General features: G+C 63.7%; 20 protein-coding genes. 6 read left to right on the top strand and 14 right to left on the bottom strand.

Annotated elements, in window-relative coordinates; all coding sequences use genetic code 11:
* The 3 genes from ACK41X_RS02845 to ACK41X_RS02835 all read left to right on the top strand — a co-directional run.
* Positions 1–841: tyrosine recombinase XerC (locus ACK41X_RS02845; protein ID WP_409719053.1), on the top strand; the 841-nt coding region annotated here is incomplete at its 5' end.
* A 60-nt stretch (positions 842–901) separates the two neighbouring features.
* On the top strand, positions 902–1,354 hold the full coding sequence (locus ACK41X_RS02840) for a hypothetical protein (protein WP_409719051.1): 453 nt from the start codon (positions 902–904) through the stop codon (positions 1,352–1,354).
* A 65-nt stretch (positions 1,355–1,419) separates the two neighbouring features.
* Positions 1,420–1,656: a hypothetical protein gene (locus ACK41X_RS02835; RefSeq protein WP_409719049.1), complete on the top strand. Its 237-nt coding sequence runs from the start codon at positions 1,420–1,422 to the stop codon at positions 1,654–1,656.
* A 55-nt stretch (positions 1,657–1,711) separates the two neighbouring features.
* Here ACK41X_RS02835 and ACK41X_RS02830 read toward each other — a convergent pair whose 3' ends face one another.
* From ACK41X_RS02830 to zapE, 12 genes are all read right to left on the bottom strand, one after another.
* On the bottom strand, positions 1,712–3,991 hold the full coding sequence (locus ACK41X_RS02830; protein WP_409719047.1) for a fused MFS/spermidine synthase: 2,280 nt from the start codon (positions 3,989–3,991) through the stop codon (positions 1,712–1,714).
* A gap of 128 nt (positions 3,992–4,119) precedes the next feature.
* Complete coding sequence (locus ACK41X_RS02825) at positions 4,120–4,725, bottom strand: hypothetical protein (RefSeq protein WP_409719045.1); 606 nt, start codon at positions 4,723–4,725, stop codon at positions 4,120–4,122.
* Positions 4,726–4,834: 109 nt separating this feature from the next.
* On the bottom strand, positions 4,835–5,614 hold the full coding sequence (locus ACK41X_RS02820; protein WP_409719043.1) for an SDR family NAD(P)-dependent oxidoreductase: 780 nt from the start codon (positions 5,612–5,614) through the stop codon (positions 4,835–4,837).
* Positions 5,615–5,680: 66 nt separating this feature from the next.
* Positions 5,681–6,421 carry a glutathione S-transferase family protein gene (locus ACK41X_RS02815; protein WP_409719041.1) on the bottom strand — a complete coding sequence of 247 codons (741 nt, stop codon included), beginning with the start codon at positions 6,419–6,421 and terminating at the stop codon, positions 5,681–5,683.
* Positions 6,422–6,436: 15 nt separating this feature from the next.
* Positions 6,437–7,840: a dihydrolipoyl dehydrogenase gene (lpdA, locus tag ACK41X_RS02810; RefSeq protein ID WP_409719061.1), complete on the bottom strand. Its 1,404-nt coding sequence runs from the start codon at positions 7,838–7,840 to the stop codon at positions 6,437–6,439.
* A 109-nt stretch (positions 7,841–7,949) separates the two neighbouring features.
* Positions 7,950–9,212, bottom strand: a complete 1,263-nt coding sequence (gene odhB / locus ACK41X_RS02805; protein ID WP_409719039.1) for a 2-oxoglutarate dehydrogenase complex dihydrolipoyllysine-residue succinyltransferase — start codon at positions 9,210–9,212, stop codon at positions 7,950–7,952.
* 121 nt (positions 9,213–9,333) lie between these two features.
* Positions 9,334–12,291: a 2-oxoglutarate dehydrogenase E1 component gene (locus ACK41X_RS02800; RefSeq protein ID WP_409719037.1), complete on the bottom strand. Its 2,958-nt coding sequence runs from the start codon at positions 12,289–12,291 to the stop codon at positions 9,334–9,336.
* A 320-nt stretch (positions 12,292–12,611) separates the two neighbouring features.
* Complete coding sequence (gene sucD, locus ACK41X_RS02795; protein ID WP_409719035.1) at positions 12,612–13,496, bottom strand: succinate--CoA ligase subunit alpha; 885 nt, start codon at positions 13,494–13,496, stop codon at positions 12,612–12,614.
* A gap of 88 nt (positions 13,497–13,584) precedes the next feature.
* The gene (locus ACK41X_RS02790; protein ID WP_409719033.1) at positions 13,585–14,025 is read right to left on the bottom strand and encodes a PIN domain-containing protein; all 441 of its coding nucleotides are present in this window, start codon (positions 14,023–14,025) and stop codon (positions 13,585–13,587) included.
* Positions 14,026–14,299: 274 nt separating this feature from the next.
* Positions 14,300–15,502, bottom strand: a complete 1,203-nt coding sequence (gene sucC / locus ACK41X_RS02785; protein ID WP_409719031.1) for an ADP-forming succinate--CoA ligase subunit beta — start codon at positions 15,500–15,502, stop codon at positions 14,300–14,302.
* A 117-nt stretch (positions 15,503–15,619) separates the two neighbouring features.
* The gene (gene mdh, locus ACK41X_RS02780) at positions 15,620–16,582 is read right to left on the bottom strand and encodes a malate dehydrogenase (protein WP_409719029.1); all 963 of its coding nucleotides are present in this window, start codon (positions 16,580–16,582) and stop codon (positions 15,620–15,622) included.
* A gap of 388 nt (positions 16,583–16,970) precedes the next feature.
* Positions 16,971–18,149 (bottom strand): cell division protein ZapE, encoded by a 1,179-nt coding sequence (gene zapE / locus ACK41X_RS02775; RefSeq protein WP_409719027.1) that lies wholly within the window; start codon positions 18,147–18,149, stop codon positions 16,971–16,973.
* A 264-nt stretch (positions 18,150–18,413) separates the two neighbouring features.
* On the opposite strand from zapE, the gene ACK41X_RS02770 reads away from it, so the two are divergent.
* Together ACK41X_RS02770 and ACK41X_RS02765 are read left to right on the top strand one after the other, a co-directional pair.
* Positions 18,414–18,995, top strand: coding sequence for an N-acetyltransferase family protein (locus ACK41X_RS02770; RefSeq protein ID WP_409719025.1), 582 nt, complete (start codon positions 18,414–18,416; stop codon positions 18,993–18,995).
* A 64-nt stretch (positions 18,996–19,059) separates the two neighbouring features.
* Positions 19,060–19,473 carry a hypothetical protein gene (locus ACK41X_RS02765; protein ID WP_409719023.1) on the top strand — a complete coding sequence of 138 codons (414 nt, stop codon included), beginning with the start codon at positions 19,060–19,062 and terminating at the stop codon, positions 19,471–19,473.
* Positions 19,474–19,538: 65 nt separating this feature from the next.
* Here the strand turns inward: ACK41X_RS02765 and thpR are convergent, their stop codons facing one another.
* Both thpR and ACK41X_RS02755 read right to left on the bottom strand, forming a co-directional pair.
* Positions 19,539–20,096: an RNA 2',3'-cyclic phosphodiesterase gene (gene thpR, locus ACK41X_RS02760; RefSeq protein WP_409719021.1), complete on the bottom strand. Its 558-nt coding sequence runs from the start codon at positions 20,094–20,096 to the stop codon at positions 19,539–19,541.
* Between the two features lie 103 nt (positions 20,097–20,199).
* Entirely contained in the window at positions 20,200–20,865 is a 666-nt protein-coding gene (locus tag ACK41X_RS02755; protein WP_409719019.1) for an arylesterase, read from the bottom strand.
* A 72-nt stretch (positions 20,866–20,937) separates the two neighbouring features.
* Between ACK41X_RS02755 and ACK41X_RS02750 the strand changes: the two genes are divergently transcribed.
* Positions 20,938–21,459 (top strand): ABC transporter ATP-binding protein (locus ACK41X_RS02750; RefSeq protein ID WP_409719017.1); only part of this gene is annotated, 522 nt, incomplete at its 3' end.

The raw sequence follows: 21,459 nt of genomic DNA, 5'->3' as shown, positions 1-21,459 counted from the left end.
CGGACATCTCGGCGATCAGGTCTCGCTTGCCGCTTTGGCCGAACTCGGCCCGCAGGACGTGCGCGCCTTCATGGCGGCGCGGCGCGGCAAGGGCATCGGCGCGCGCAGCCTGATGCGCCAGCTTGCCGGCACGCGCAGCTTTGCGCGCTTCCTCGAGCGGCAAGGCAAAGGCAAGGTCGGCGCGCTCAATGCGGTGCGGGCGCCGAAAATTCCCAAAACCTTGCCGAAGCCGCTGGCGGTGCCGCAGGCCAGGCGCATCGCCGACACCGGCCTGCGCGCAGGCGAAGACCGCGAACCGTGGATTTTCGCACGCGACGCGGCGGTACTGGCGCTCCTTTACGGCTCGGGCCTGCGGATCGGGGAGGCCCTTTCGCTCAAGCCGCGCGATATCCCGCGCCCCCAACCCAACCCTCGCCCGCAAGCGGAGAAGGGGAAAAGAAGGGACGGCGATACGCTGACCGTGACCGGCAAAGGCAACAAGGCGCGCATGGTGCCGGTGCTGCCTGCGGTGCTGGCGCTGGTGCAGGATTATGTCGCGCTCTGCCCGTATGACCTGCCGGATGACGGGCCGCTGTTCGTCGGCGCCAAGGGCGGTCCGCTGTCGCCGCGCATCATCCAGCTCACCATGGAGAGGCTGCGCGGGGCGCTGGGTTTGCCCGACAGCGCCACCCCGCATGCGCTGCGGCATTCATTCGCCACGCATCTTCTCTCGCGCGGCGGCGACCTGCGCGCGATCCAGGAATTGCTGGGCCATGCTTCGCTCTCCACCACCCAGATATATACGGCGGTCGATACCGAGCGGCTGCTCGATGCCTATAACGCGGCGCATCCACGGGCATGAGCCCTTGCCTTGCAAGGCGGCCGGGCGCAAATCTTGCCGTCCGCCGTCCGAGATCACCCGATGCGCATCCTCCTCGCCACCCTTCTGTTGACATTTGTGACATGGTCCGCACATGCGAGCGGCGGCATGAATTGCGAGGCAAGCGACAAGTCCGTCAGGCTTACGGTCGATGCCGGCATCAGCCGCGGGCTTGGGGCGAGCTTTTTCAGCTTCAAGGGCGAACTCGATATCCTTGCACCCGGCGCGCCGAAGGATTTCCGTAAAGTCACATTCGGCCGGGACCATCTAACGCATCACTGGCTGGACGGGCGCAATCTCAAGCTGCGCATCTATCGCGAACGCCCCGACGAACCGCATGGCTCTGTCGAGATCGTGATCGAGGCCTGGCCGCGCAAAGACGAGGCGTTCGACTATCGCGGCGGTTATGCGCTGACGATTTTCGACATTCCCAAGCCCGGCGCGGAGGGCAAGATGACAACGTTGAAAGGAAGGATTACCTGTTCCGCCGAATAAAAATTTCGTGTAGGCGCAGCAAAACCGGCGGTTTTGCATTATCTCCCTGGAGAGGGAGTGAGTGCATGAAATCCAGCCACATTACTGCTCTGGCGGAAGCCGTTCGCCGTGCCCGGCGGGAACTTGAAATCTCAGGTCAGCGGGCCGATGCCGTCTCGCAGGAGACTGCGATCAAGCGGCTTGCAGAATTACTGGACAGCGACGACGTGAACGAAGCCCTGGCGGCAGTCAGTGACGCGCCGTCGATGCAGGCTGACCCGCCGGTCGATTTGCGGGTACCCTATCCATGGCGCAAGCACTGACGGCCGCGCAAGGCTGACGGCGGCGCAAGGCTGGCGGCGCATCGCGCCGCCGGTGTTAGTCTCCGCTATTCCAGTTTTCTCGCAGATGGCGCACCAGTGCGCCGACCACATTGGAATAGTCGTCCGACCAGACCCTTTGTTTCGTGTCGCGTCCCTGGACCGGCCAAAAGTCCGAGGCCGCAAGCGCGCCGAAATCCCTCTGCTCACGCGCAAGGACCGCCACGCGCGGCACCCACAGATAACGGTCGGCATCTTCCTCCACATCGCCGCCGTCATAGATGCGCGCGATCAACCCGTTCGCCTCGGCGACACCGGCAACCACAGAGGCCAGTTCCAGATTCTTGTTGGAGATGTGCATCGCGATCAGGCCGCCCGGCTTGAGCTTTTTCAGATAAAGCGCGACCGCCTCGCGGGTCAGCAAATGGACCGGGATCGCGGCGCCGATAAAGGCGTCGACCACGATGAGGTCGAAACTTGCGTCCGGGGCCTCGGCCAGTTTCAGCCGCGCATCGCCGATAACGATCGGAACGTCCGGTGCGCATTCGGAGATGAAGGTGAACAAGTCAGGATCGGAGGCGATTCGCGCGATGTCCGGATCGATCTCGTAAAAGGTGAGCGTATCGCCGGGACGGCGCTGGCAGGCGAGCGAGCCGGTCCCGAGCCCGACCACGGCGACATTGACCGGGCCTTGCGCTTTCGCATGCAGCGCCTTGAAAACCTGATCGATTCCTGCGCCTGCAAAGAACTCCGAGATCATCTCCGGACGGCCTTCGATCCAGTTGCCGTCGTCATCCCGGATCTTCTGCGTGCCCTGACTGGTCGAGCCGTGCCACAGCCCGCGATACTGGCCGTCATCCGAATCCACCACACTCAGGACGCCGTAGAAGTTGCGGACCAGATGCACCGGCTGGCTGTCCCGGAACGACAGATTGACGATAAACATCGCGCCGAGGATCGCGGCGAAAGCCAGCGGCTTCTGCCAGTAATGCACGGTGAGTCCGATCAGCAGCCCGACCAGAATGTAGAGAAACGTGGTGGGCGGCACGAAATCGAAGGCCTTCGCCGCGAGCAGCATCAGCAATCCGCCGGCCAATGTGGCGAACAGGGCATATTGCCCGCTGTCGCGCCAGGGCCAGGCGAGGCCCGGCCGGGCCAGCACGGCGAGCAGCAGAAGCAGCGGATATTCGGCGATCCAGCTGAAGACCTGCGGCGCAATCAACGCGGTTGCGATGCCGCCGATCATGCCGCCGACAGAGATCCACATGTAATAGCCGGTGAGGTAGCGCGGCGGCGGGCGGCGCAGCGCCAGTTCGCCATGGCTCATCAGGGCGCAGACGAAAAATACACTGAGATGCAGCGCAATCGAGGTGATGATGGATCCGTTCGGCCCGAGCACGAAGGCTGCGGCCAAGGCAATCACGAAGACCGGCTGCACCTTCACCACCAGCGCATGCGGAATGACGGGGCGGGTCTGGAAAACGATCACAAAGGTGATGAGATAGATCGCAAGCGGCACCACCCAGAACAGCGGCACCGCCGCAACGTCGGTGGCGATATGCGCGGTGACCGCTATCAGCAATCCGGACGGGACCGCCGCCAGAAAAACCCAGGAGACCCTGTCGCTCCAGCGCGGCGCTGCGGCATCATCGCTGACGGCCGCCTGATATGATGCGCCCGCGCCCGGAAAGCGCAGCATGGCAACGCCGCAGGCGGCGATCATCAGGATCAGGACATAGAAGCCGAAGGTCCAGAGCCACGATTGTATCCCGAGCCGGATGAACGGTTCGATCGCGATCGGATAGGCGATCAGCGCCAGAAAACTTCCGGCATTGCTTGCAGCGTAGAGGAAATACGGATCTTTCGCGGCCGGATGGCTGGTCCGCGCAAACCAGGCCTGCAGCAGCGGGCCATTCGCAGCGAGCGCGAAAAACGGCAGGCCGATCGAGACCGTGAACAAGGCGAGCAGCCAGAATGCTTCGCCCGATTGCGGCGGCGGCCCGAAATTGCTGGCGATGTGCAGCGGCAGAAACAGACACGCGACCGCATTCACCACAATATGGATGACGAGCGAGGTGCGTCCCGGCGCGAAGCGGGTGATCAGATGCGCGTAAGCGTAACCCGCAAGCAGCGCGGTCTGGAAAAAGACCAGCGCGACCGACCAGACCGCGGCGGCGCCGCCGAGCTGCGGCAGCACCATCTTGGTGAAGAGCGGCTGCACCGCAAACAGCAAGGCGGCGCTGACGAAGATCGAGACGACGAACGTCGCGAGCAGCGGCGCCATGGTTCGGCCCGGCTCGATCGATGGTGTGGCGCCGGTCGAGACTTCGGTGGTCATGGAATCAGTCACGCAGCCGGCGCACCAAATTACGATGAGCGGGAGCGGCGCAGATAACGTCCGGGATCAAGCTGCGCAGGGATCCGCAATTTTCAACCGATCGATTTTGGGGATCGCGGCGCGTCCGCTCACATCGGCGGGATGCACCAGTCCCAATAGCCGCTGGTCATGCTGGCATCGACCCAGAACCAGCACAGATCGTCGCGCGGCCGCGGCGGCACCGCGCTGACCGCGATGATGGTGCCGAGTGTCACGCCGGCGATTGCGGTGCCGTACCAGGCGCGGCTCGACCACGGTCGCACGCCGCGGACGTAAACGTTGCGGTTGATGGTGACGTTGCCGCGCATCCCGCCGCCCATGCCGCCGCGCATCCCGCCGCTCATGCCTCCCATGCCGCCCATACCGCCGCTCATGCCTCCCATGCCACCGCCGCCGCCCATGCCTCCCATGCCGCCCATGCCGCCACCGCCGCCCATGCCGCCCATGCCGCCACCGCCGGCCATGCCACCCATGCCGCCACCGCCGCCGCGCATCCCGCCTCCCATGCCACCCATGCCACCACGCATCCCGCCGCCGCCCATGCCGCCACCGCCCATGCCGCCCATTTGCGCGAGGATGAGAGGATCGGGCGGTACCGGCGATTGCGGCTGGACCGGCCAGGCATGGCTCACGGACGCCGTGCCGACGATCGCGGCCGTGGCGAGAAAAGCGGTAAGCAGGCTGGTTTGACGCATGAACTCCTCCCGGGACCGGAACTGCAGCTCTTGGCCGTTAACACAAAGCCTAGCATATCCCGGGTCGCGTCATAGCGTCACAACCTTCGCGCCGGTGACGCGCGCGCGCCTACACCCGCACCATGCCACCGTCGGCATAGAGCGTCTGGCCGGTGATAAACGCCGCATCGTCGCTTGCGAGGAAGGATACGACGCCCGCGAGATCCGCCGGCATCTGCACGCGGCGAATCGCCTGCAGCCGCGCGATCTGCTCGAATTCCTCGTCCATCGAGGCGCGGCCCTGACGCGGCGCACGGCCTTCGGTCCCGGGCGTGCGCGTGAGGCTTGGCGAGATCGCATTGACGGTGACGCCATGATTGCCGAGCTCGGTCGCGAGCGCACGGGTGAAGCCGACCACGCCGCCCTTGCTTGCGATGTAATGCGTGTAGCCCGACGCCACGGTGTTGAGCGTCGAAGACGAAATGTTGACGACACGGCCAAAGCCGCGGCGCTTCATGCCGGGCGCGAAGGCTTTGGTCACAAGAAACACCGCGTCGAGATTGAGCGCCATGACCCGCCGCCAGTCGGCAAAGGTCACCTGCTCGAACGGCTGGATCGGGTAGATGCCGGCATTGTTGACAAGGATGTCGCAGCGGCCGAACCGAATTTCCACTTCGGCGGCGAGATAGGCGACGGATTCCTCCGACGTGATGTCGCAGATCACGCTCATTGCCTCGCGGCCGGCGGCTTCCACCAGCGCCGCGGTCTCGGCGCAGGGCTTGATATCGACCAGCACGGCATGCGCGCCGTCCTGTGCCAGGCGCTCCGCGAACGCCTGACCGAGTCCGCCGGCGGCTCCCGTGACGAGTGCGATCTTTCCGTCGAGCGATGCGCGGGCCACGTCGTTCACCGTTCCATTTCACGTCAGCAAGTGCGCGACCGCAACCCGCGGGAGCAAACGACTGGGTTCCTGCCGCTACGACGATTGCGCCTTCGGCACGACAGTCTGCACCGGAAAGCCGGCACGCGCAAAAGCCGGACGCTCGCGCAGCCGCGCATACCAATTCGCCACGGCGGGCCACTGGCGATCGAAATCGTATTCGGGAAAGTCCGAGAGCCGATGGACGAAGGGCGCCATATTGATGTCGGCAAGCGAGTAGGCATCGCCGGCCAGCCATTCGTCGCGGGCGAGCACGCCCTGCATGCGATCGAGCATGCGCCGAAGCTCGGCATGGGCCGCGGTCAGTTCGGCCTCCGGGATGCCGTTGCGCGCCGCATCGCGCCAGCGGCGCGCCGTTTCCGGATTGGGCATGCGGCGGACCGCATCGTCGATCTCGGCGTCCGGCAGGGACTGCAGGTAAGGCCGGAGGTTCCTTTGAAAGCTCGGCTTCTTGATCGCGAGCGTGGCCACATCGTCGATCAGGCGATTCCAGACAGCGACTTTCGCGCGGCCCTTTGCGTCCGCAGGCCGCAGCGGGTGGTCGGGAAACGCGTCGTCGAGATAATCGTTGATGATCGTCGATTCGCGCAGCACGAAGCCGTCATGATCGAGCACCGGGACCATGGCGTCCGGATTGATTGCAAGAAAATCCGGCGCCAGCTGTTCGAAGCGGCGCAGATTCAGCACCACCTCGTCATAGGCAAGCTCTTTTTCGGCAAGCGCCAGCCGCACCTTCTGCGAGCAGGTCGAGGCCCATGCATGATAGAGACGGAGCATGGGCCGGCCCTCCCCTCACATATGGATCGCACGCCTGTCGACGGCGAGAGCTGCTTCTTTCACCGCTTCCGGCAGCGTCGGATGCGCGTGGCAAGTGCGCGCGATATCTTCCGCCGCAGCGCCGAATTCCATCGCCACCGCCGCTTCCGCGATCATGTTGCCGGCATCGGCGCCGACGATATGCACGCCGAGCACGCGATCGGTCCTGGCATCGGCGAGAATTTTCACGAAGCCGTCGGTCTGCTGGTTGGCCTTGGCGCGGCCGTTTGCCGTGAACGGAAACTTGCCGACATTGTAGGCGACGTTCTCAGTCTTCAATTCGTCTTCGCCTTTACCGACCGAGGCAATCTCCGGATAGGTATAGACCACAGCGGGGATCACGTCGTAATTCACGTGGCCCGCCTGTCCGGCGAGAATTTCGGCGACCGCAACGCCCTCGTCCTCGGCCTTGTGCGCCAGCATCGGCCCCGCAATCACGTCGCCGATGGCGTAGATGCCCGGCACATTGGTCGCGAAATGCGCGTCGGTCCTGACGCGGCCGCGCTCGTCGAGCGCAACGCCGGCTTCGGCGAGACCGAGTCCTTCCGTGTAGGGCGTGCGGCCGATGGCGACGAGCACCACGTCGGCGTCGAGCGTTTCGGCATCGCCGCCCTTGGCGGGCTCCACTTTAACCTTCAGCTTTTTGCCCGACGCATCGACGGACGAAACCTTGGAGCCGAGCTTGAACGCCATGCCCTGCTTCTCGAACAGCCGCTGCGACTGGCGCGCCACCTCGGAATCCATGCCCGGCAGAATGCGATCGAGGAATTCCACCACCGTGACCTGCGCGCCAAGCCGGCGCCACACCGAGCCGAGTTCGAGCCCAATCACCCCCGCGCCGATCACCAGCAGCTTCTCCGGGACTTTTTCCAGCGCGATTGCGCCGGTAGAGGAGACGATGCGCTTCTCGTCGATCTCGATGCCCTTGAGCTTCGCCACGTCCGACCCGGTGGCGATGACGATATTCTTCGCCTCCAGCGTCTGCGTCTTGCCGTCCGCACCCGCTACCTCGACCTTGCCTGCCGCTGCGATGCGGCCGGTGCCGAACACAACATCAATCTTGTTCTTCTTCATCAGGAAGTCGACGCCCTTGACGTTGCCGTCGACGGCCTCGTCCTTGAAGGCCAGCATCTGCTTCAGATCGAGCTTGGGTTTTCCCACGCCGATGCCCATCTTCGCGAAGGCGTGACCGGCCTCCTCGAATAGTTCGGACGCATGGAGCAGCGCCTTCGACGGAATGCAGCCGACATTGAGACACGTGCCGCCGAGCGTCGCGCGCTTTTCGACCACGGCCACTTTCATGCCGAGCTGCGCCGCGCGAATGGCGCAGACATAGCCGCCGGGGCCGGTGCCGATAACGATGAGATCGTAGGACATCAAGTGCGCCTTTGCTTCTCCGTCATGCGCGGGCTTGACCCGCGCATCCGTCATTCAAATGATGGCTTGCCGGATCACGCCGCTGCGCGGCGGTCCGGCAATGACCATCCAATCAAAGATCCAGAATGAGCCGTGCCGGGTCTTCCAGCACTTCCTTCACCCGTACGAGGAAGGTCACCGCCTCGCGGCCATCGACGATGCGGTGGTCGTAGGAGAGCGCCAGATACATCATCGGGCGAATCTCGACCTTGCCGCCGATCGCGACCGGGCGCTCCTGGATCTTGTGCATGCCGAGGATGCCGGATTGCGGCGCATTGAGAATCGGCGTCGACATCAGCGAGCCGTAGACGCCGCCATTCGAAATCGTGAAGGTGCCGCCCTGCATCTCCTCGATCTTGAGCTGGCCGTCGCGCGCGCGCTTGCCGGCATCGGCGATGTCCTTCTCGATCTGCGCCAGCGACTTCTGATCGCAATCGCGGATCACCGGCACGACGAGGCCCTTCTCGGTGCCGACCGCGACGCCGATGTGGTAGTAATTCTTGTAGATGATGTCGCCGCCGTCGATCTCGGCGTTGACGGCGGGAATATCCTTCAGCGCCTGGACGCAGGCGCGCACGAAGAAGCCCATGAAACCGAGCTTCACGCCGGTCTTCTTCTCGAACGCATCCTTGTAATGGCTGCGCAGGTCCATCACCGCCTTCATGTCGACCTCGTTGAAGGTCGTCAGCATGGCGGCGGTGTTCTGCGCGTCCTTCAGCCGGCGCGCGATTGTTGCGCGCAGCCGCGTCATCTTCACGCGCTCCTCGCGCGCCGCGTCGTCGGCGGGCGAGGGCGCGCGCACCTGCATCGTGGTGGACGGCGCCGGCGCGGGGGCCGCTGCCGCGCGTTCGATCGCCGCCATCATGTCGCCCTTGGTGACGCGGCCATCCTTGCCGGTGCCCGGAACGGTCGAGGGCTCGACGCCGGATTCGGCCGCCAACTTGCGCACCGACGGCGCGACCGGCATGTCCCCGGAGGGCTTGGGCGTGGATGACGCGACCTTGTCCTGCTCGCGCGGCTTCACGTCCGCAGCGCCAGCCTGGATCGGCGCCGTGGTCGACTGCTTCTTGTCCGGCGCGCCGGTGCCGGTGGCCGCACCTTCGCCGTCCTTGATCTGGCCGAGCAGCGCGCCGACGGCGACGGTTTCGCCATCCTTTGCCGCGATCGCTTCGAGGACACCGGCGGCGGGTGCCGGCACTTCGATCGTCACTTTGTCGGTTTCGAGTTCGACCAGCGGCTCGTCGACCGCGACGGCGTCGCCCGGTTTCTTGAACCACTTTCCGATGGTGGCTTCGCTGACGGATTCGCCAAGGGTAGGTACGCGGATGTCGGTCATGGTTATTCTCTCAATTCTCGGCCTCGTCAGGCCCGGCCTTGTGCCGGGCATCCACGTTTTCGGTCCTGGTTAGGACGTGGATGGCCGCGGCAAGCCCGGCCATGACGGAAATTGGAAATTCTCAGCCCAGCGCCTCGTCGAGGAGCTGCTTGAGCTGCGCATTGTGTTTCGACATCTGGCCGACCGCGGTCGACGCCGAGGCCGGGCGGCCGGCATAACGCGGACGGCGATGCTTGGCCTGAATCTGGTTCAGCACCCACTCGATGAAGGTGTCGACGAAGAACCACGCGCCCATGTTGCGCGGCTCTTCCTGGCACCACACGATCTCGGCCTGCTTGAAACGCGATAGATCCTGAATGAGCGCCTTGGTCGGGAACGGATAGAGCTGCTCGACGCGCAGGAGATAGATGTCGTCGAGCCCGCGCCTCTCGCGCTCGTCGTAAAGGTCGTAATAGACCTTGCCCGAGCACAGGATCACGCGCCGCATCTTGTCGTCGGCGACCAGCTTGATCTTTTCGCCTTTCAGGATTTCGGCGTCGTCCCAAAGCACGCGGTGGAACGTGGTGTCGGCGCCAAGCTCGTCGAGCCGCGAGGTCGCACGCTTGTGACGGAGCAGCGACTTCGGCGTCATCAGGATCAAGGGCTTCCTGATTTCGCGCTTCAGCTGGCGGCGCAGGATGTGGAAATAGTTCGCAGGCGTCGTGCAATTGGCGACCTGCATATTGTCTTCGGCGCACATCTGGAGATAGCGCTCGAGCCGCGCCGAGGAATGCTCCGGCCCCTGCCCCTCGTAGCCGTGCGGCAGCAGGCAGACGAGGCCCGACATGCGCAGCCACTTGCGTTCGGCCGAGGAGATGAACTGGTCGAACACCACCTGCGCGCCGTTGGCGAAATCGCCGAACTGCGCCTCCCACAGCACCAGCGCATTCGGCTCGGCGGTTGAATAGCCGTATTCGTAGCCGAGCACGGCCTCTTCCGAGAGCATCGAGTTCATCACCTCGTAGCGCGCCTGAGTCTCGCTCAGATGATTGAACGGCGTATAGCGCGCCTCGGTGCGCTGATCGAACAGCACCGAATGACGCTGCGAGAAGGTGCCGCGCTCGGAATCCTGGCCCGACAGGCGCACCGGATGCCCGTCCTCCAGCAGCGTGCAGAAAGCGAGCGCCTCCGCGGTCGCCCAGTCGATGCCTTCGCCGCTGTCGATCGCTTTTCTGCGGTTGTCGAGGAAGCGGGCGATGGTGCGGTGGACCTGGAAACCGTCCGGCACCGTGGTGATCTTGGCGCCGATCTCCTTGAGCTTGGCGATGTCGACGCCGGTATTGCCGCGGCGCGGGTCGTCGATCTCGGTGCCCGCCTTGATGATCGACCAGCGGCCGTCCAGCCAGTCGGCCTTGTTCGGCTTGTAGGCCTGGCCGGCCTCGAACTCGGCCTCCAGGCGATGGCGCCAGTCGGCGCGCATCTTGTCGACCTCGCCCTCGGTGACGACACCCTCGCCGATCAGCTTTTTCGAATAGATGTCGAGCGTCGACGGATGCTGCCGGATCTTCTGATACATCAGCGGCTGGGTGAAAGCCGGTTCGTCACCTTCGTTGTGACCGAATCTGCGATAGCAGAACATGTCGATCACCACGGGCTTGGCGAAGCGCTGCCGGTATTCGGTGGCGACCTTGGCTGCGAACACCACCGCCTCCGGATCGTCGCCGTTCACATGGAAGATCAGCGCCTCGATCATCTTCGCCACATCCGACGGATAGGGCGAGGAGCGGGAATAGCGCGGATAGGTGGTGAAGCCGATCTGGTTGTTGACGATGAAATGCATCGAGCCGCCGGTGCGGTAGCCCTTGAGCTCGGACAGGCCGAAGCACTCCGCCACCACCCCTTGCCCGGCAAACGCGGCGTCGCCGTGGATCAGCAGCGGCAGCACCATCGAGCGGTCGTCCGGCGTCGCGCCATGCTGATCCTGCTTGGCGCGCACCTTGCCGAGCACCACCGGGTTGACGATTTCCAGATGCGACGGATTCGGTGTCAGCGACAGATGCACTTTGTTGCCGTCGAACTCGCGGTCCGACGACGCGCCGAGGTGATACTTCACGTCGCCGGAGCCTTCGACATCGTCGGGCGTTGCCGAGCCGCCCTTGAATTCGTGAAACAGCACGCGATGCGGCTTGCCCATGACTTGCGTCAGGACATTGAGCCGGCCGCGATGCGCCATGCCGAATACGATTTCCTTCACGCCGAGCTGACCGCCGCGCTTGATGATCTGCTCCAGCGCCGGGATCAGCGACTCGCCGCCATCGAGCCCAAAGCGCTTGGTGCCGGTGAACTTGACGTCGAGGAATTTCTCGAAGCCCTCGGCCTCGACCAGCTTGTTCAGGATCGCGCGCTTGCCCTCGCGGGTGAAGGTGATTTCCTTGTCCTTGCCTTCGATGCGCTCCTGGATCCACGCCTTCTGCTGCGGATCGGAAATGTGCATGAACTCGACGCCGAGCGTCTGGCAATAGGTGCGGCGCAGGATCGCGACGATCTCGCGCATGGTCGCGAATTCGAGACCGAGCACCTTGTCGAGGAAAATCTTGCGGTCCATGTCGGCTTCGGTGAAGCCATAGGAACGCGGGTCGAGCTCCTGCTCGTCCTTTTCCGGTTCGAGCTCGAGCGGATCGAGCTTGGCGTGGAAATGACCGCGAATACGGTAGGCGCGGATCAGCATCAATGCATGCAGCGAATCGCGGGTCGCCTGCAGCACGTCGGCCGAGGTGAGTTCGACGCCGGACTTCTGCGCCTTGCCCTTGATCTTGTCGGAAACGATCTTCTCGATCCCGGCCCAGTTGCCGTCGAGCGCGGCGACAAGTTCGCCGTTGGAAAGCTGGGGCCAGCCGGGAGTCTTCCATGACGCGCCCTTCGCGCTTTTGGTGACGCTCGCCGGGTCGTCCTTCAGGCTCTGGAAGAAGGTCTGCCACTGTGCATCGACCGAATTCGGATCGGTCTCGTAGCGGGCATAGAGGTCTTCGATATAGGCGGCATTACCGCCATAGAGGAAAGAGGTAAGGGCGAAGGCTGCGTTCGCGTCCTGGCGAGACATGCGGGCCGTCCTGAGGGTAAATCCTGGCGTGGCTAGTGCGGTGATCCGGCGTTGGATCTCGGTGGCGTCTGGGCGATGAATGACCGCCGGAGACGGCCATCGGGTCGATTCGGCGCAAAAATGCGTCCCGGCGGCGACCCTTTTACAGATACTGGGTCATCAGGGCCACGATAAGATGACATTGAAATGAACTTGAGTTCACTTCTTATCCCACATGTCGTTTCGGCCCAACTCTCTGAATTGAAACGAAAAAGGCCCGCGCCGGGCGGCACGGGCCTTCACGCACAGAAGAGCCGGCGATCAGGTTTTCGCGAGCGGCCTTAACCTTTCAAGACCTCGACCAGCGTCTTGCCCACCCGCGCCGGCGACGGCGACACCTTGATCCCCGCCTCTTCCATCGCCGCGATCTTGGATTCCGCATCGCCCTTGCCGCCGGAAATAATCGCGCCGGCATGGCCCATGCGGCGGCCGGGCGGCGCCGTGCGGCCGGCGATGAAGCCAACCATCGGCTTCTTGCGGCCCTTGCGCGCCTCGTCTTTCAGGAACTGCGCCGCATCCTCTTCGGCCGAGCCGCCGATTTCGCCGATCATAATGATCGACTCGGTCTTGGGATCGGCCAGGAACATCTCCAGCACCTCGATGAATTCGGTGCCCTTCACCGGATCGCCGCCGATGCCGACCGCCGTGGTCTGGCCGAGCCCTTCGCGCGAGGTCTGGAACACCGCCTCGTAGGTCAGCGTGCCGGAGCGCGACACGATGCCGACCTTGCCCGGCTTGAAGATGTTGCCCGGCATGATGCCGATCTTGCATTCGCCCGCGGTCATCACGCCCGGGCAGTTCGGTCCGATCAGCCGCGACTTCGATCCGGAGAGCGAGCGTTTCACCTTGACCATGTCCAGCACCGGAATGCCTTCGGTGATGCAGACGATCAGCGGGATCTCCGCGTCGATCGCCTCGCAGATCGCGTCGGCCGCGCCGGCCGGGGGCACGTAGATCACGCTGGCATCCGCGCCGGTCTTCTCGCGCGCCTCGCGCACGGTGTCGAACACCGGCAGGTTGAGATGCGTGGTGCCGCCTTTGCCGGGCGAGGTGCCGCCGACCATCCTGGTGCCGTAGGCGATCGCCTGTTCGGAATGGAAGGTGCCGTTCTTGCCGGTGAAGCCCTGGCAGATGACCTTGGTGTTCTTGTCGATGAGGATGGACATGTTCAGGACTCTCGATTGAAACCGGTACGGCTTGGTGGTGAGGTGACCGCGCTTGCGACGCACTGCGCCAAAGCGACCCGGATGCGGATCATGTTTCGCTTGCTGCCGCTGCGCCGATAAGAAACGGATTGATTACACGTACAGAGCCATAGACCTGATTGTGATTGAGATCTTCAGTGTAAAGCACGGGCGCTTGCAGCCGTTCGGCGGCAGCGATGATCGCTCCGTCCCAATAACTGACCTTGAAACGGTCCGCGTATGAAATGCCCTGTCTCACGAGAAGCTCATCTACCGACGCAACGGGAAAGGCTGAAAGCAAATCGACCCAAAGGCAGGCTTCCTCGAACGACAGGGGCACGGCCAGCTTGGTGCGTGCGATGACATAGAATTCGGCCAGAACCTGACCTGACAGGCCAAACCGTTCATTTTGTACGAGCCTTGCCGCGACTTCGAACTTTTCCGGATTCTCGTCGCGCCCCGCCGCCGCGTAGATCAGAATATTCGTGTCGAGGAAGCAGTCGCTCGGCATAGGCGTCCTCGCGATTCCAGACGTAACCAGGCCCGAGCCGGCCGCGGGAGTTTTTCATCAGTTCGACAAGGCCTTTGCGGGCTTCCGCAACCCGGCTCTCTTCCGAGGCCAGTTGCGTCAGATAGTCGCGCACCAGGCCATTGATCGTGGTTCGACGGCGGGCCGCGATTTCGCGCACATCGTTGAGAATATTTTCCTCAATCGCCAGCGTAATATTCTTCACGGCACGACCTCCTGTTACACAGTTTATGTGTAACTGTGGAATTTGCCAGCCCTATGCGGCAGCCTTCTTCACAGCGGCGACGATCTTCTGCGCGGCGTCGTCGAGATCGTCGGCCGGCAACACGTTCAGCCCGGATTCCTTGATGATCTTCTTGCCGAGATCGACATTGGTGCCCTCCAGCCGCACCACCAGCGGCACCTTCAGCCCGACCTCCTTCACCGCGGCCACCACGCCTTCGGCGATCACGTCGCACTTCATGATGCCGCCGAAGATGTTGATCAGAATCCCCTTCACCTTCGGATCGGAGGTGATGATCTTGAACGCGGCGGTGACCTTTTCCTTGGAGGCGCCGCCGCCGACATCGAGGAAGTTCGCAGGCTCGGCGCCGTACAGCTTGATGATGTCCATGGTTGCCATGGCCAGACCCGCACCATTGACCATGCAGCCGATCGAGCCGTCGAGCGCGATATAGTTGAGGTCGTATTTCGACGCCTCGATTTCCTTCTCATCCTCTTCGGTTTCGTCGCGCAACTCGGCGATGTCGGGATGCTTGAACAGCGCGTTGGAATCGAACGACACCTTGGCGTCGAGCACCCGCAGCTCGCCTTGCTTGGTGACGATCAGCGGATTGATTTCGAGCATCGCCATGTCCTTGGCGACGAAGGCCGTGTAAAGCTGATCGAGCAGCTTCGCGGCCTGCTTGGCGAGATCGCCGGTCAGATTCAGCACCTTCGCAACCGTGCGGCCATGATGCGGCATGATGCCGGTGGCCGGATCGACGGAGAAGGTCACAATCTTTTCCGGCGTCTTGTGCGCCACGTCTTCGATATCCATGCCGCCTTCGGTCGACACCACGAACGAGATGCGCGAGGTGACGCGATCGACCAGCGCGGAGAGATAGAATTCCTTCGCGATGTCGGAGCCTTCCTCGATATAGAGGCGGTTGACCTGCTTGCCTGCGGCACCGGTCTGGATCGTAACCAGGGTCGCACCGAGCATCTGCCTGGCGAATTCCGCAACCTCGGCGATCGACTTGGCGAGACGCACGCCGCCCTTGTCGCCCGCGGAGGCTTCCTTGAACTTGCCCTTGCCGCGGCCGCCGGCGTGAATCTGGCTCTTGACCACCCAGAGCGGTCCGCCGAGTTGCCGGGCCGCCGCTTCGGCCTCTTCGTGCTTGAAAATCGGGACGCCGTTGGAAACCGGCACGCCGAACGTCTTCAGCAGCGCTTTCGCCTGATATTCGTGAATATTCATACGCCCTTGCCCCGGTGACATCGCCCGCGGAACGCAGGCGCGTGTTGGCATTGTGCGGGTTTGACCCGCCGGAAGTTGGCCGCACCCCGCACTGCGCGGGGTACGGCAGTGCGACGGCTATTTCAGATCCGGCGCGATGTTCTTGCAGGCATCGACCAGCTGCTGAACCGACAGCGCCGACTTGTCGAACATTTCACGCTCGGCCGACGACAGATCGATTTCAACCACGCGCTCGACGCCCTTGGCGCCGATCACCACCGGCACGCCGACATACATATCCTTGACTCCGTATTCGCCGTTCAGCCAGGCGGCGCAGGGCAAAACGCGCTTCTTGTCCTTCAGATAGCTTTCTGCCATCGCGATCGCGGACGAGGCCGGCGCATAGAAGGCCGAGCCGGTCTTGAGCAGATTGACGATTTCGGCGCCACCGTTGCGGGTGCGGATCACGATCTCGTCGAGCCGCTTTTCGGTGGTCCAGCCCATCTTGACGAGATCGGGCAGCGGAATGCCGGCGACGGTGGAATAGCGCACCAGCGGCACCATGGTGTCGCCATGGCCGCCGAGCACGAAGGCGGTCACGTCTTCAACCGACACATTGAATTCGTCGGCGAGGAAATAGCGAAAGCGCGCCGAATCCAGCACGCCGGCCATGCCGACCACCATGTTCTTCGGCATGCCGGAGAATTTCTGCAGCGCCCACACCATCGCGTCGAGGGGATTGGTGATGCAGATGACGAAGGCGTTCGGGGCGTATTTCTTGATGCCGGTGCCGACCTGTTCCATCACCTTGAGATTGATGCCGAGCAGGTCGTCGCGGCTCATGCCGGGCTTGCGCGGCACGCCGGCGGTGACGATGCAGACCGAGGCGCCCTCGATGGCATCGTAGGAATTGGCGCCGGACAGCTTGGCGTCGAAGCCGTCGATCGGCGACGATTGCGCAATGTCGAGCGATTTGCCCTGCGGAACCCCTTCCGCGATGTCGAACATCACGACGTCGCCGAGCTCACGCAATCCGATGAGGTGGGCGAGCGTGCCGCCGATCTGACCTGAGCCGATCAATGCAATCTTGGGACGCGCCATGGGGAGATGAACCTTTATATCTGGACGGTTGGAGCGTCCTGCCGTCCGAAATCCGCCCGGCCGGCTCCGGCATGACACCCGTGGAGGCGCCGCGGAACCGCGGCTGCGCGGTGGTTATCGTGTCCGGCCGTCGGCGACAAGGTTGCGAAAGGCGAACGGCGCATGTTCATGTCTCGCGTCTGATATACATTATTCCAGCGCCTCCGGCCTTTGCCAAGGCCGAAGTCGCGGGACCATACAGAATTCGACATTGCGGCGCATCATCCGATGCTGCGGCAGCGAAGCCCGCCCGGAGCGTCTGCGGCATGCCGGAGCGGCGGGCGCGCAGGATCGCCGCCAGCGTGGACGCCCCTTTATCCAAAACCCGGAAAGCTTGCGCGGTGCCCGCTCATGTATCGATGATCTTGCCAGCGCCCACCGCATCCACATCGCGGCGGGGCCCGTGCGGAAGCGCGAGATAGCTTTGTGAGCCCATCTCGATCAGCCGCGATACCGTGCGCTGGAATTCGAACAGCTCCAGCCCCTCGTCGGCGACGTAGAGTTCATGCGGCTGCGCCTCGGCGGACGCGATCAGCTTCACCGCATTGTCGTAAAGCGTGTCGACAAGGATGATAAAGCGCTTGGCTTCGTTGCGCTGGGCGAAGCGCATGACCGGAATGCGGTCGATGATCAGCGTGTGATATTCTCGCGCGAGCCGCAGGAAATCGGCGGAGCCGCGCGGCGCCACGCACAGATCGGGAAAGGGAAATCGCGCGACGCCGAGCGCGGCCCGCGGCACGTGCAGCCTGTGGCCCTTGACGATGAAGTCGTGCGGCATGCCCTCCTGCCCAAGCGTGATGCGGGCCCAGGCCTCGTCGAGCGCGCGTTCGGCTTGCGCATCCGCCGGCACGTACCAGACCCGGCCTTTAACCAGCTTTTCCAGCCGGAAATCGGTCCGCGCATCGAGCCGGGTCACATCGACACGTTCCAGCAACAGATCGATGAAGGGGAGAAATTGCGCGCGGTTCAGTCCGTCCTTGTAGAGATCGTCCGGCGCAACGTTCGAGGTCGCGACCACGACCACGCCGCGATTGAAAAATTGCGTAAAGAGCCGCCCGAGGATCATCGCATCGGCGATATCGGTGACGTGAAACTCGTCGAAGCACAGAAGCTCCGCCTCATCCGCAATCGTGTTGGCGGTGAGCACGATCGCATCGCCATTGTCGGCAATCTCGCCGTTCTTCGCCTTTTGCCGGAAATCGTAGATGCGCTCATGCACCTCCGCCATGAATTCGTGGAAATGCACGCGGCGCTTTTTCGCCACCCGGCAGGCCTCGAAGAACAGGTCCATCAGCATGGTCTTGCCGCGCCCGACCTTGCCGTAGATGTAGAGGCCCTTCAGCGGCGCGCGTTTTTCGCGGCTGCCGAACAGCCAGCCGAGCGACGACGATTTCGCGGCGCGTTTTTGATCAGCCAGCCGCTGCTCGAGGACCGCGAGTTTTTCGACCGCCGCGGCCTGTGCCCCGTCGGGCGAGATTGCGCCCTCCGCGATCAGGGCGGCATATCGGTCGCTGATGGATGAGATCATGAGGGTCGGAGCGGGACAAAATTGAGCCGTGGGCATAGCCGCCGTGGCGCACCCGCCGCAAGGCACGGTTTGTGGGTTAACGACGGTTTAAAGCCCCGCTCGCCCAAATGCATGGCTGCTGCCTTCAATTGGGGCTTGGTTCCGTCTTAAAATTGCTGCATCGCAACATTATCTCGCGAATCGCTGGACGCCTGAAGCAGCGGCCGGCGCGTCTCTGGGAGGGACGAGAAGGAGGGTCTTCGGCACGTTTCGTCAGGAGACGAGATGCACGCACTCGACCCGCTTCCCGATGGCGGCCTGATCCGCAAATTGTGGATCGGCGAAGCCTACAAATACCGGGACCATCTGCTGCGGCTCGACCCGGAAAGCCGCCATCGCCGGTTCGGCGGCGGCGTATCGGACGCCTATATCCGCAATTTCGTCGACACCACGATGTGGCTCGATGCCATCGTCCATGGTTTCTTCGTGGATGGACAGCTGCGCGGCGCGGCCGAACTGCGCCCGCTCGGCGGGCGCTTCAGCAAGCAGGCCGAGGCGGCTTTCAGCGTGGAGAATGCGTGGCAAAGCCACGGCGTCGGCTCGGCCTTGCTTGAGCGAACGCTGCTCACCGCGCGCAACCGCGGCATCGCGCATCTGCATATGGCCTGCCTCGCCGACAACCGCCGCATGCAGCAGCTCGCCCGCAAATTCGACGCGGAGCTGACCTTCGATTTCGGCGAGGTGGTGGCCGAGGTCGAGGCCCCGCATCCGACGCCCTTGTCGGTGGTGCGCGAACTGGTGTCCGACGGCCAGGGTTTCGCAACTGCGATCCTCGATGCGCAATCCCGCCTGTTCAAGGCAACCTGACGTTAACCAGCCGGTACCGTTTCAGGGGCAAGCTCATCGCATTGCTCCCGGATGGGGATCGGCGATGAACCACACTGGCTTCGACATCAAGGTGCTGCCCACCGCCAGCATCGAGGACCATCACGCGCATCTCCTGCGCCTCGATTACCTCGATCGCTGCCTGTTCTTCTCCGTCGGCAACGACGACCGGGCGGTCGACGCCCATTGCCTGCGGCTCATGTCGTCGCAGGCGATCGTGATTGGCGCCTACGCCCATGGCCGCATGCGCGCCAGCATTGAGATCGTTCCGGACCGCGACGGCAAACGCGCCGCGGCGACGCTGATCGCCGAAACCGACTATCAGTCGGACGCGCTTGCCGAAGCGATGATGACGCGCGCACGCGACGAAGCGAAGAAGCGCGGTCTCGGCCGGCTCGATGTCGTCGGCATGACCGGCGCGCCGCAGACCGTACGCACGCAGATCGCGCGATTCGGCTAGAGTCTTTGGGTTGACGCGTTTTCTTAACGCGAACCGGTACCACTTCGCTCGAAAACGCTATAAGGCTAGATCGCGCGCTTCGCCGGAATGGCCGCAAGCGGATAGGCCTCCTCGACAATGTAGGGACCGCCGCCGGTCGAGGCGCGCGATGAATAAAGCACAAAGCGTTCGACCCGGAACGGCGCGGACCGGAACGAACCGCGCTCGGACAGATAATCCGCCACCTGCCGGCTCGAGGAGTCGCGCAACCGCGCCAGCGTGACATGCGGGGTGTATTTACGCCCCTCGGGTTCAAGCCCGACCCGCTGCATCATCCGCTCGTGCTCGGCCTGCAGGTCCGTCAGCGCCTGCGACGGCGCGACATTGGCGAAAACCGAGCGCGGCTTTCGCCCGCCGAACGAGGCCACACCGTCGAGCCGCAGATCGAACGGCGCGCGGTTGACGCTGTCCAGCATCGACGCCACGTCGTGCGCCACATGCACGTCGACGTCGCCGATGAAGCGCAGCGTGATGTGATAATTTTCCGGATCGATCCAGCGTGCACCCGGCAATCCGCCACGCAGGAATGTCAGGGTCTGCGCCACGTCTGCGGGAATCTCGATCGCGGTGAAAATGCGCGGCATCGAGAACCTCCGGGTTCCGTCACGTTACCGACGTGACAATCGCGTGACAACGCTTGAGGCGGCACGCGGCTACAAGACCGGATTCGGCGCCCGTACGCAAGCGTCAGCTCGCCCCGCGCTTCTTCACGCGCGCGATCAGTTCTTCCGCCTTCGGCAGGATGCCATCGACAATCGCCCGCACGCCGTCTGCATTCGGGTGCATGCCGTCGCGCAATGCGAGCTGCGCCTGTGCCGCAACGCCGTCAAGAAAAAATGGATAGAACACGACATCGTATTTCTGCGCGAGTTCGGGGAAAATCGCATCATACGCACGCACGAACTCAGCGCCGAGATTCGGTGCGGCCCGCATGCCGGCGAACAGCACCGGAATGTCGCGCTCCTTCAGCCGGGCCAGAATGTCGTCTAGCGCCTGCCGCGTGACCTTCGGATCGACGCCGCGCAGCATGTCGTTGGCGCCGAGTTCGACAATTACGGCATCGGTTCCGTCGGGGATCGACCAGTCGAGGCGCGACAACCCGCCGGACGCGGTGTCGCCGGACACCCCGGCATTCTCGATCTCGACATTGTAACCCTTGGCTTGGAGCGAGCGTTGTAACCGGGCCGGAAATGTGTCGGTCGCCGGAAGGCCGTAGCCCGCGGTCAGCGAATCGCCGAGCGCGACGATCTTCAGGGGCGCCTTGTCCTGCGCCGCGGCGGGCGCAATCAGGACCGCGGCGAAACCGGCCAGCGCCAGTATCGGAAAAGCCAGACTATGGACTAACGCCTTCATCGCACCATATGACCTAACGGCCTGACTGCCGGCCCGCCATTCGCCATATCGTTCTGCGACCGAAAGATTTCAATGCAGCCCAAGCCCCAATCCGCCGGACCCGCAGTCGCCTTGTCCGGTGTCAATCTGTCGCTCGGCAGCGGCGCCGCCCGCGTTCATATTCTCAAGGACATCGACCTTGCCATCGGCCGCGGCGAGGCGGTGGGCCTGGTCGGACCTTCGGGCTCCGGCAAGTCGACGCTGCTGATGGTGCTCGCCGGGCTGGAGCGCGCCGATACCGGATCGATTGTGGTGGCGGGCGAAGATCTGCGCCGGCTCGACGAGGACGCGCTGGCGCGCTTCCGCGGCCGCAATGTCGGCATCGTCTTTCAATCCTTTCATCTGATTCCGACCATGACCGCGCTGGAAAATGTCGCGGTGCCGCTCGAACTCGCGGGCGTCCCGGATGCGCATGACCGCGCCGCAGCCGAACTTGCCGGCGTCGGACTCAAGGAGCGGCTGTCGCATTATCCGGCGCAATTGTCCGGCGGCGAGCAACAGCGGGTGGCGCTGGCGCGCGCGCTCGCACCCAATCCGGCGATCATCGTCGCCGAC

The sequence above is a fragment of the Pseudorhodoplanes sp. genome, assembly GCF_046289595.1.
Lineage (GTDB): Bacteria > Pseudomonadota > Alphaproteobacteria > Rhizobiales > Xanthobacteraceae > Pseudorhodoplanes.
Note: the sequence above shows the minus strand (reverse complement) of the source record. Positions and strands in the feature narration are given on the sequence as shown.

Excerpts from the sequence above, each read along its gene's own strand:
- ACK41X_RS02840 (WP_409719051.1), top strand. The coding sequence starts at position 902 with ATGCGCATCCTCCTCGCCACCCTTCTGTTGACATTTGTGACATGGTCC.
- ACK41X_RS02835 (WP_409719049.1), top strand. The coding sequence starts at position 1,420 with ATGAAATCCAGCCACATTACTGCTCTGGCGGAAGCCGTTCGCCGTGCC.
- ACK41X_RS02830 (WP_409719047.1), bottom strand. The coding sequence starts at position 3,991 with ATGACCACCGAAGTCTCGACCGGCGCCACACCATCGATCGAGCCGGGC.
- ACK41X_RS02825 (WP_409719045.1), bottom strand. The coding sequence starts at position 4,725 with ATGCGTCAAACCAGCCTGCTTACCGCTTTTCTCGCCACGGCCGCGATC.
- ACK41X_RS02815 (WP_409719041.1), bottom strand. The coding sequence starts at position 6,421 with ATGCTCCGTCTCTATCATGCATGGGCCTCGACCTGCTCGCAGAAGGTG.
- odhB (WP_409719039.1), bottom strand. The coding sequence starts at position 9,212 with ATGACCGACATCCGCGTACCTACCCTTGGCGAATCCGTCAGCGAAGCC.
- ACK41X_RS02800 (WP_409719037.1), bottom strand. The coding sequence starts at position 12,291 with ATGTCTCGCCAGGACGCGAACGCAGCCTTCGCCCTTACCTCTTTCCTC.
- sucD (WP_409719035.1), bottom strand. The coding sequence starts at position 13,496 with ATGTCCATCCTCATCGACAAGAACACCAAGGTCATCTGCCAGGGCTTC.
- ACK41X_RS02790 (WP_409719033.1), bottom strand. The coding sequence starts at position 14,025 with ATGCCGAGCGACTGCTTCCTCGACACGAATATTCTGATCTACGCGGCG.
- sucC (WP_409719031.1), bottom strand. The coding sequence starts at position 15,502 with ATGAATATTCACGAATATCAGGCGAAAGCGCTGCTGAAGACGTTCGGC.
- mdh (WP_409719029.1), bottom strand. The coding sequence starts at position 16,582 with ATGGCGCGTCCCAAGATTGCATTGATCGGCTCAGGTCAGATCGGCGGC.
- zapE (WP_409719027.1), bottom strand. The coding sequence starts at position 18,149 with ATGATCTCATCCATCAGCGACCGATATGCCGCCCTGATCGCGGAGGGC.
- ACK41X_RS02770 (WP_409719025.1), top strand. The coding sequence starts at position 18,414 with ATGCACGCACTCGACCCGCTTCCCGATGGCGGCCTGATCCGCAAATTG.
- ACK41X_RS02765 (WP_409719023.1), top strand. The coding sequence starts at position 19,060 with ATGAACCACACTGGCTTCGACATCAAGGTGCTGCCCACCGCCAGCATC.
- thpR (WP_409719021.1), bottom strand. The coding sequence starts at position 20,096 with ATGCCGCGCATTTTCACCGCGATCGAGATTCCCGCAGACGTGGCGCAG.
- ACK41X_RS02755 (WP_409719019.1), bottom strand. The coding sequence starts at position 20,865 with ATGAAGGCGTTAGTCCATAGTCTGGCTTTTCCGATACTGGCGCTGGCC.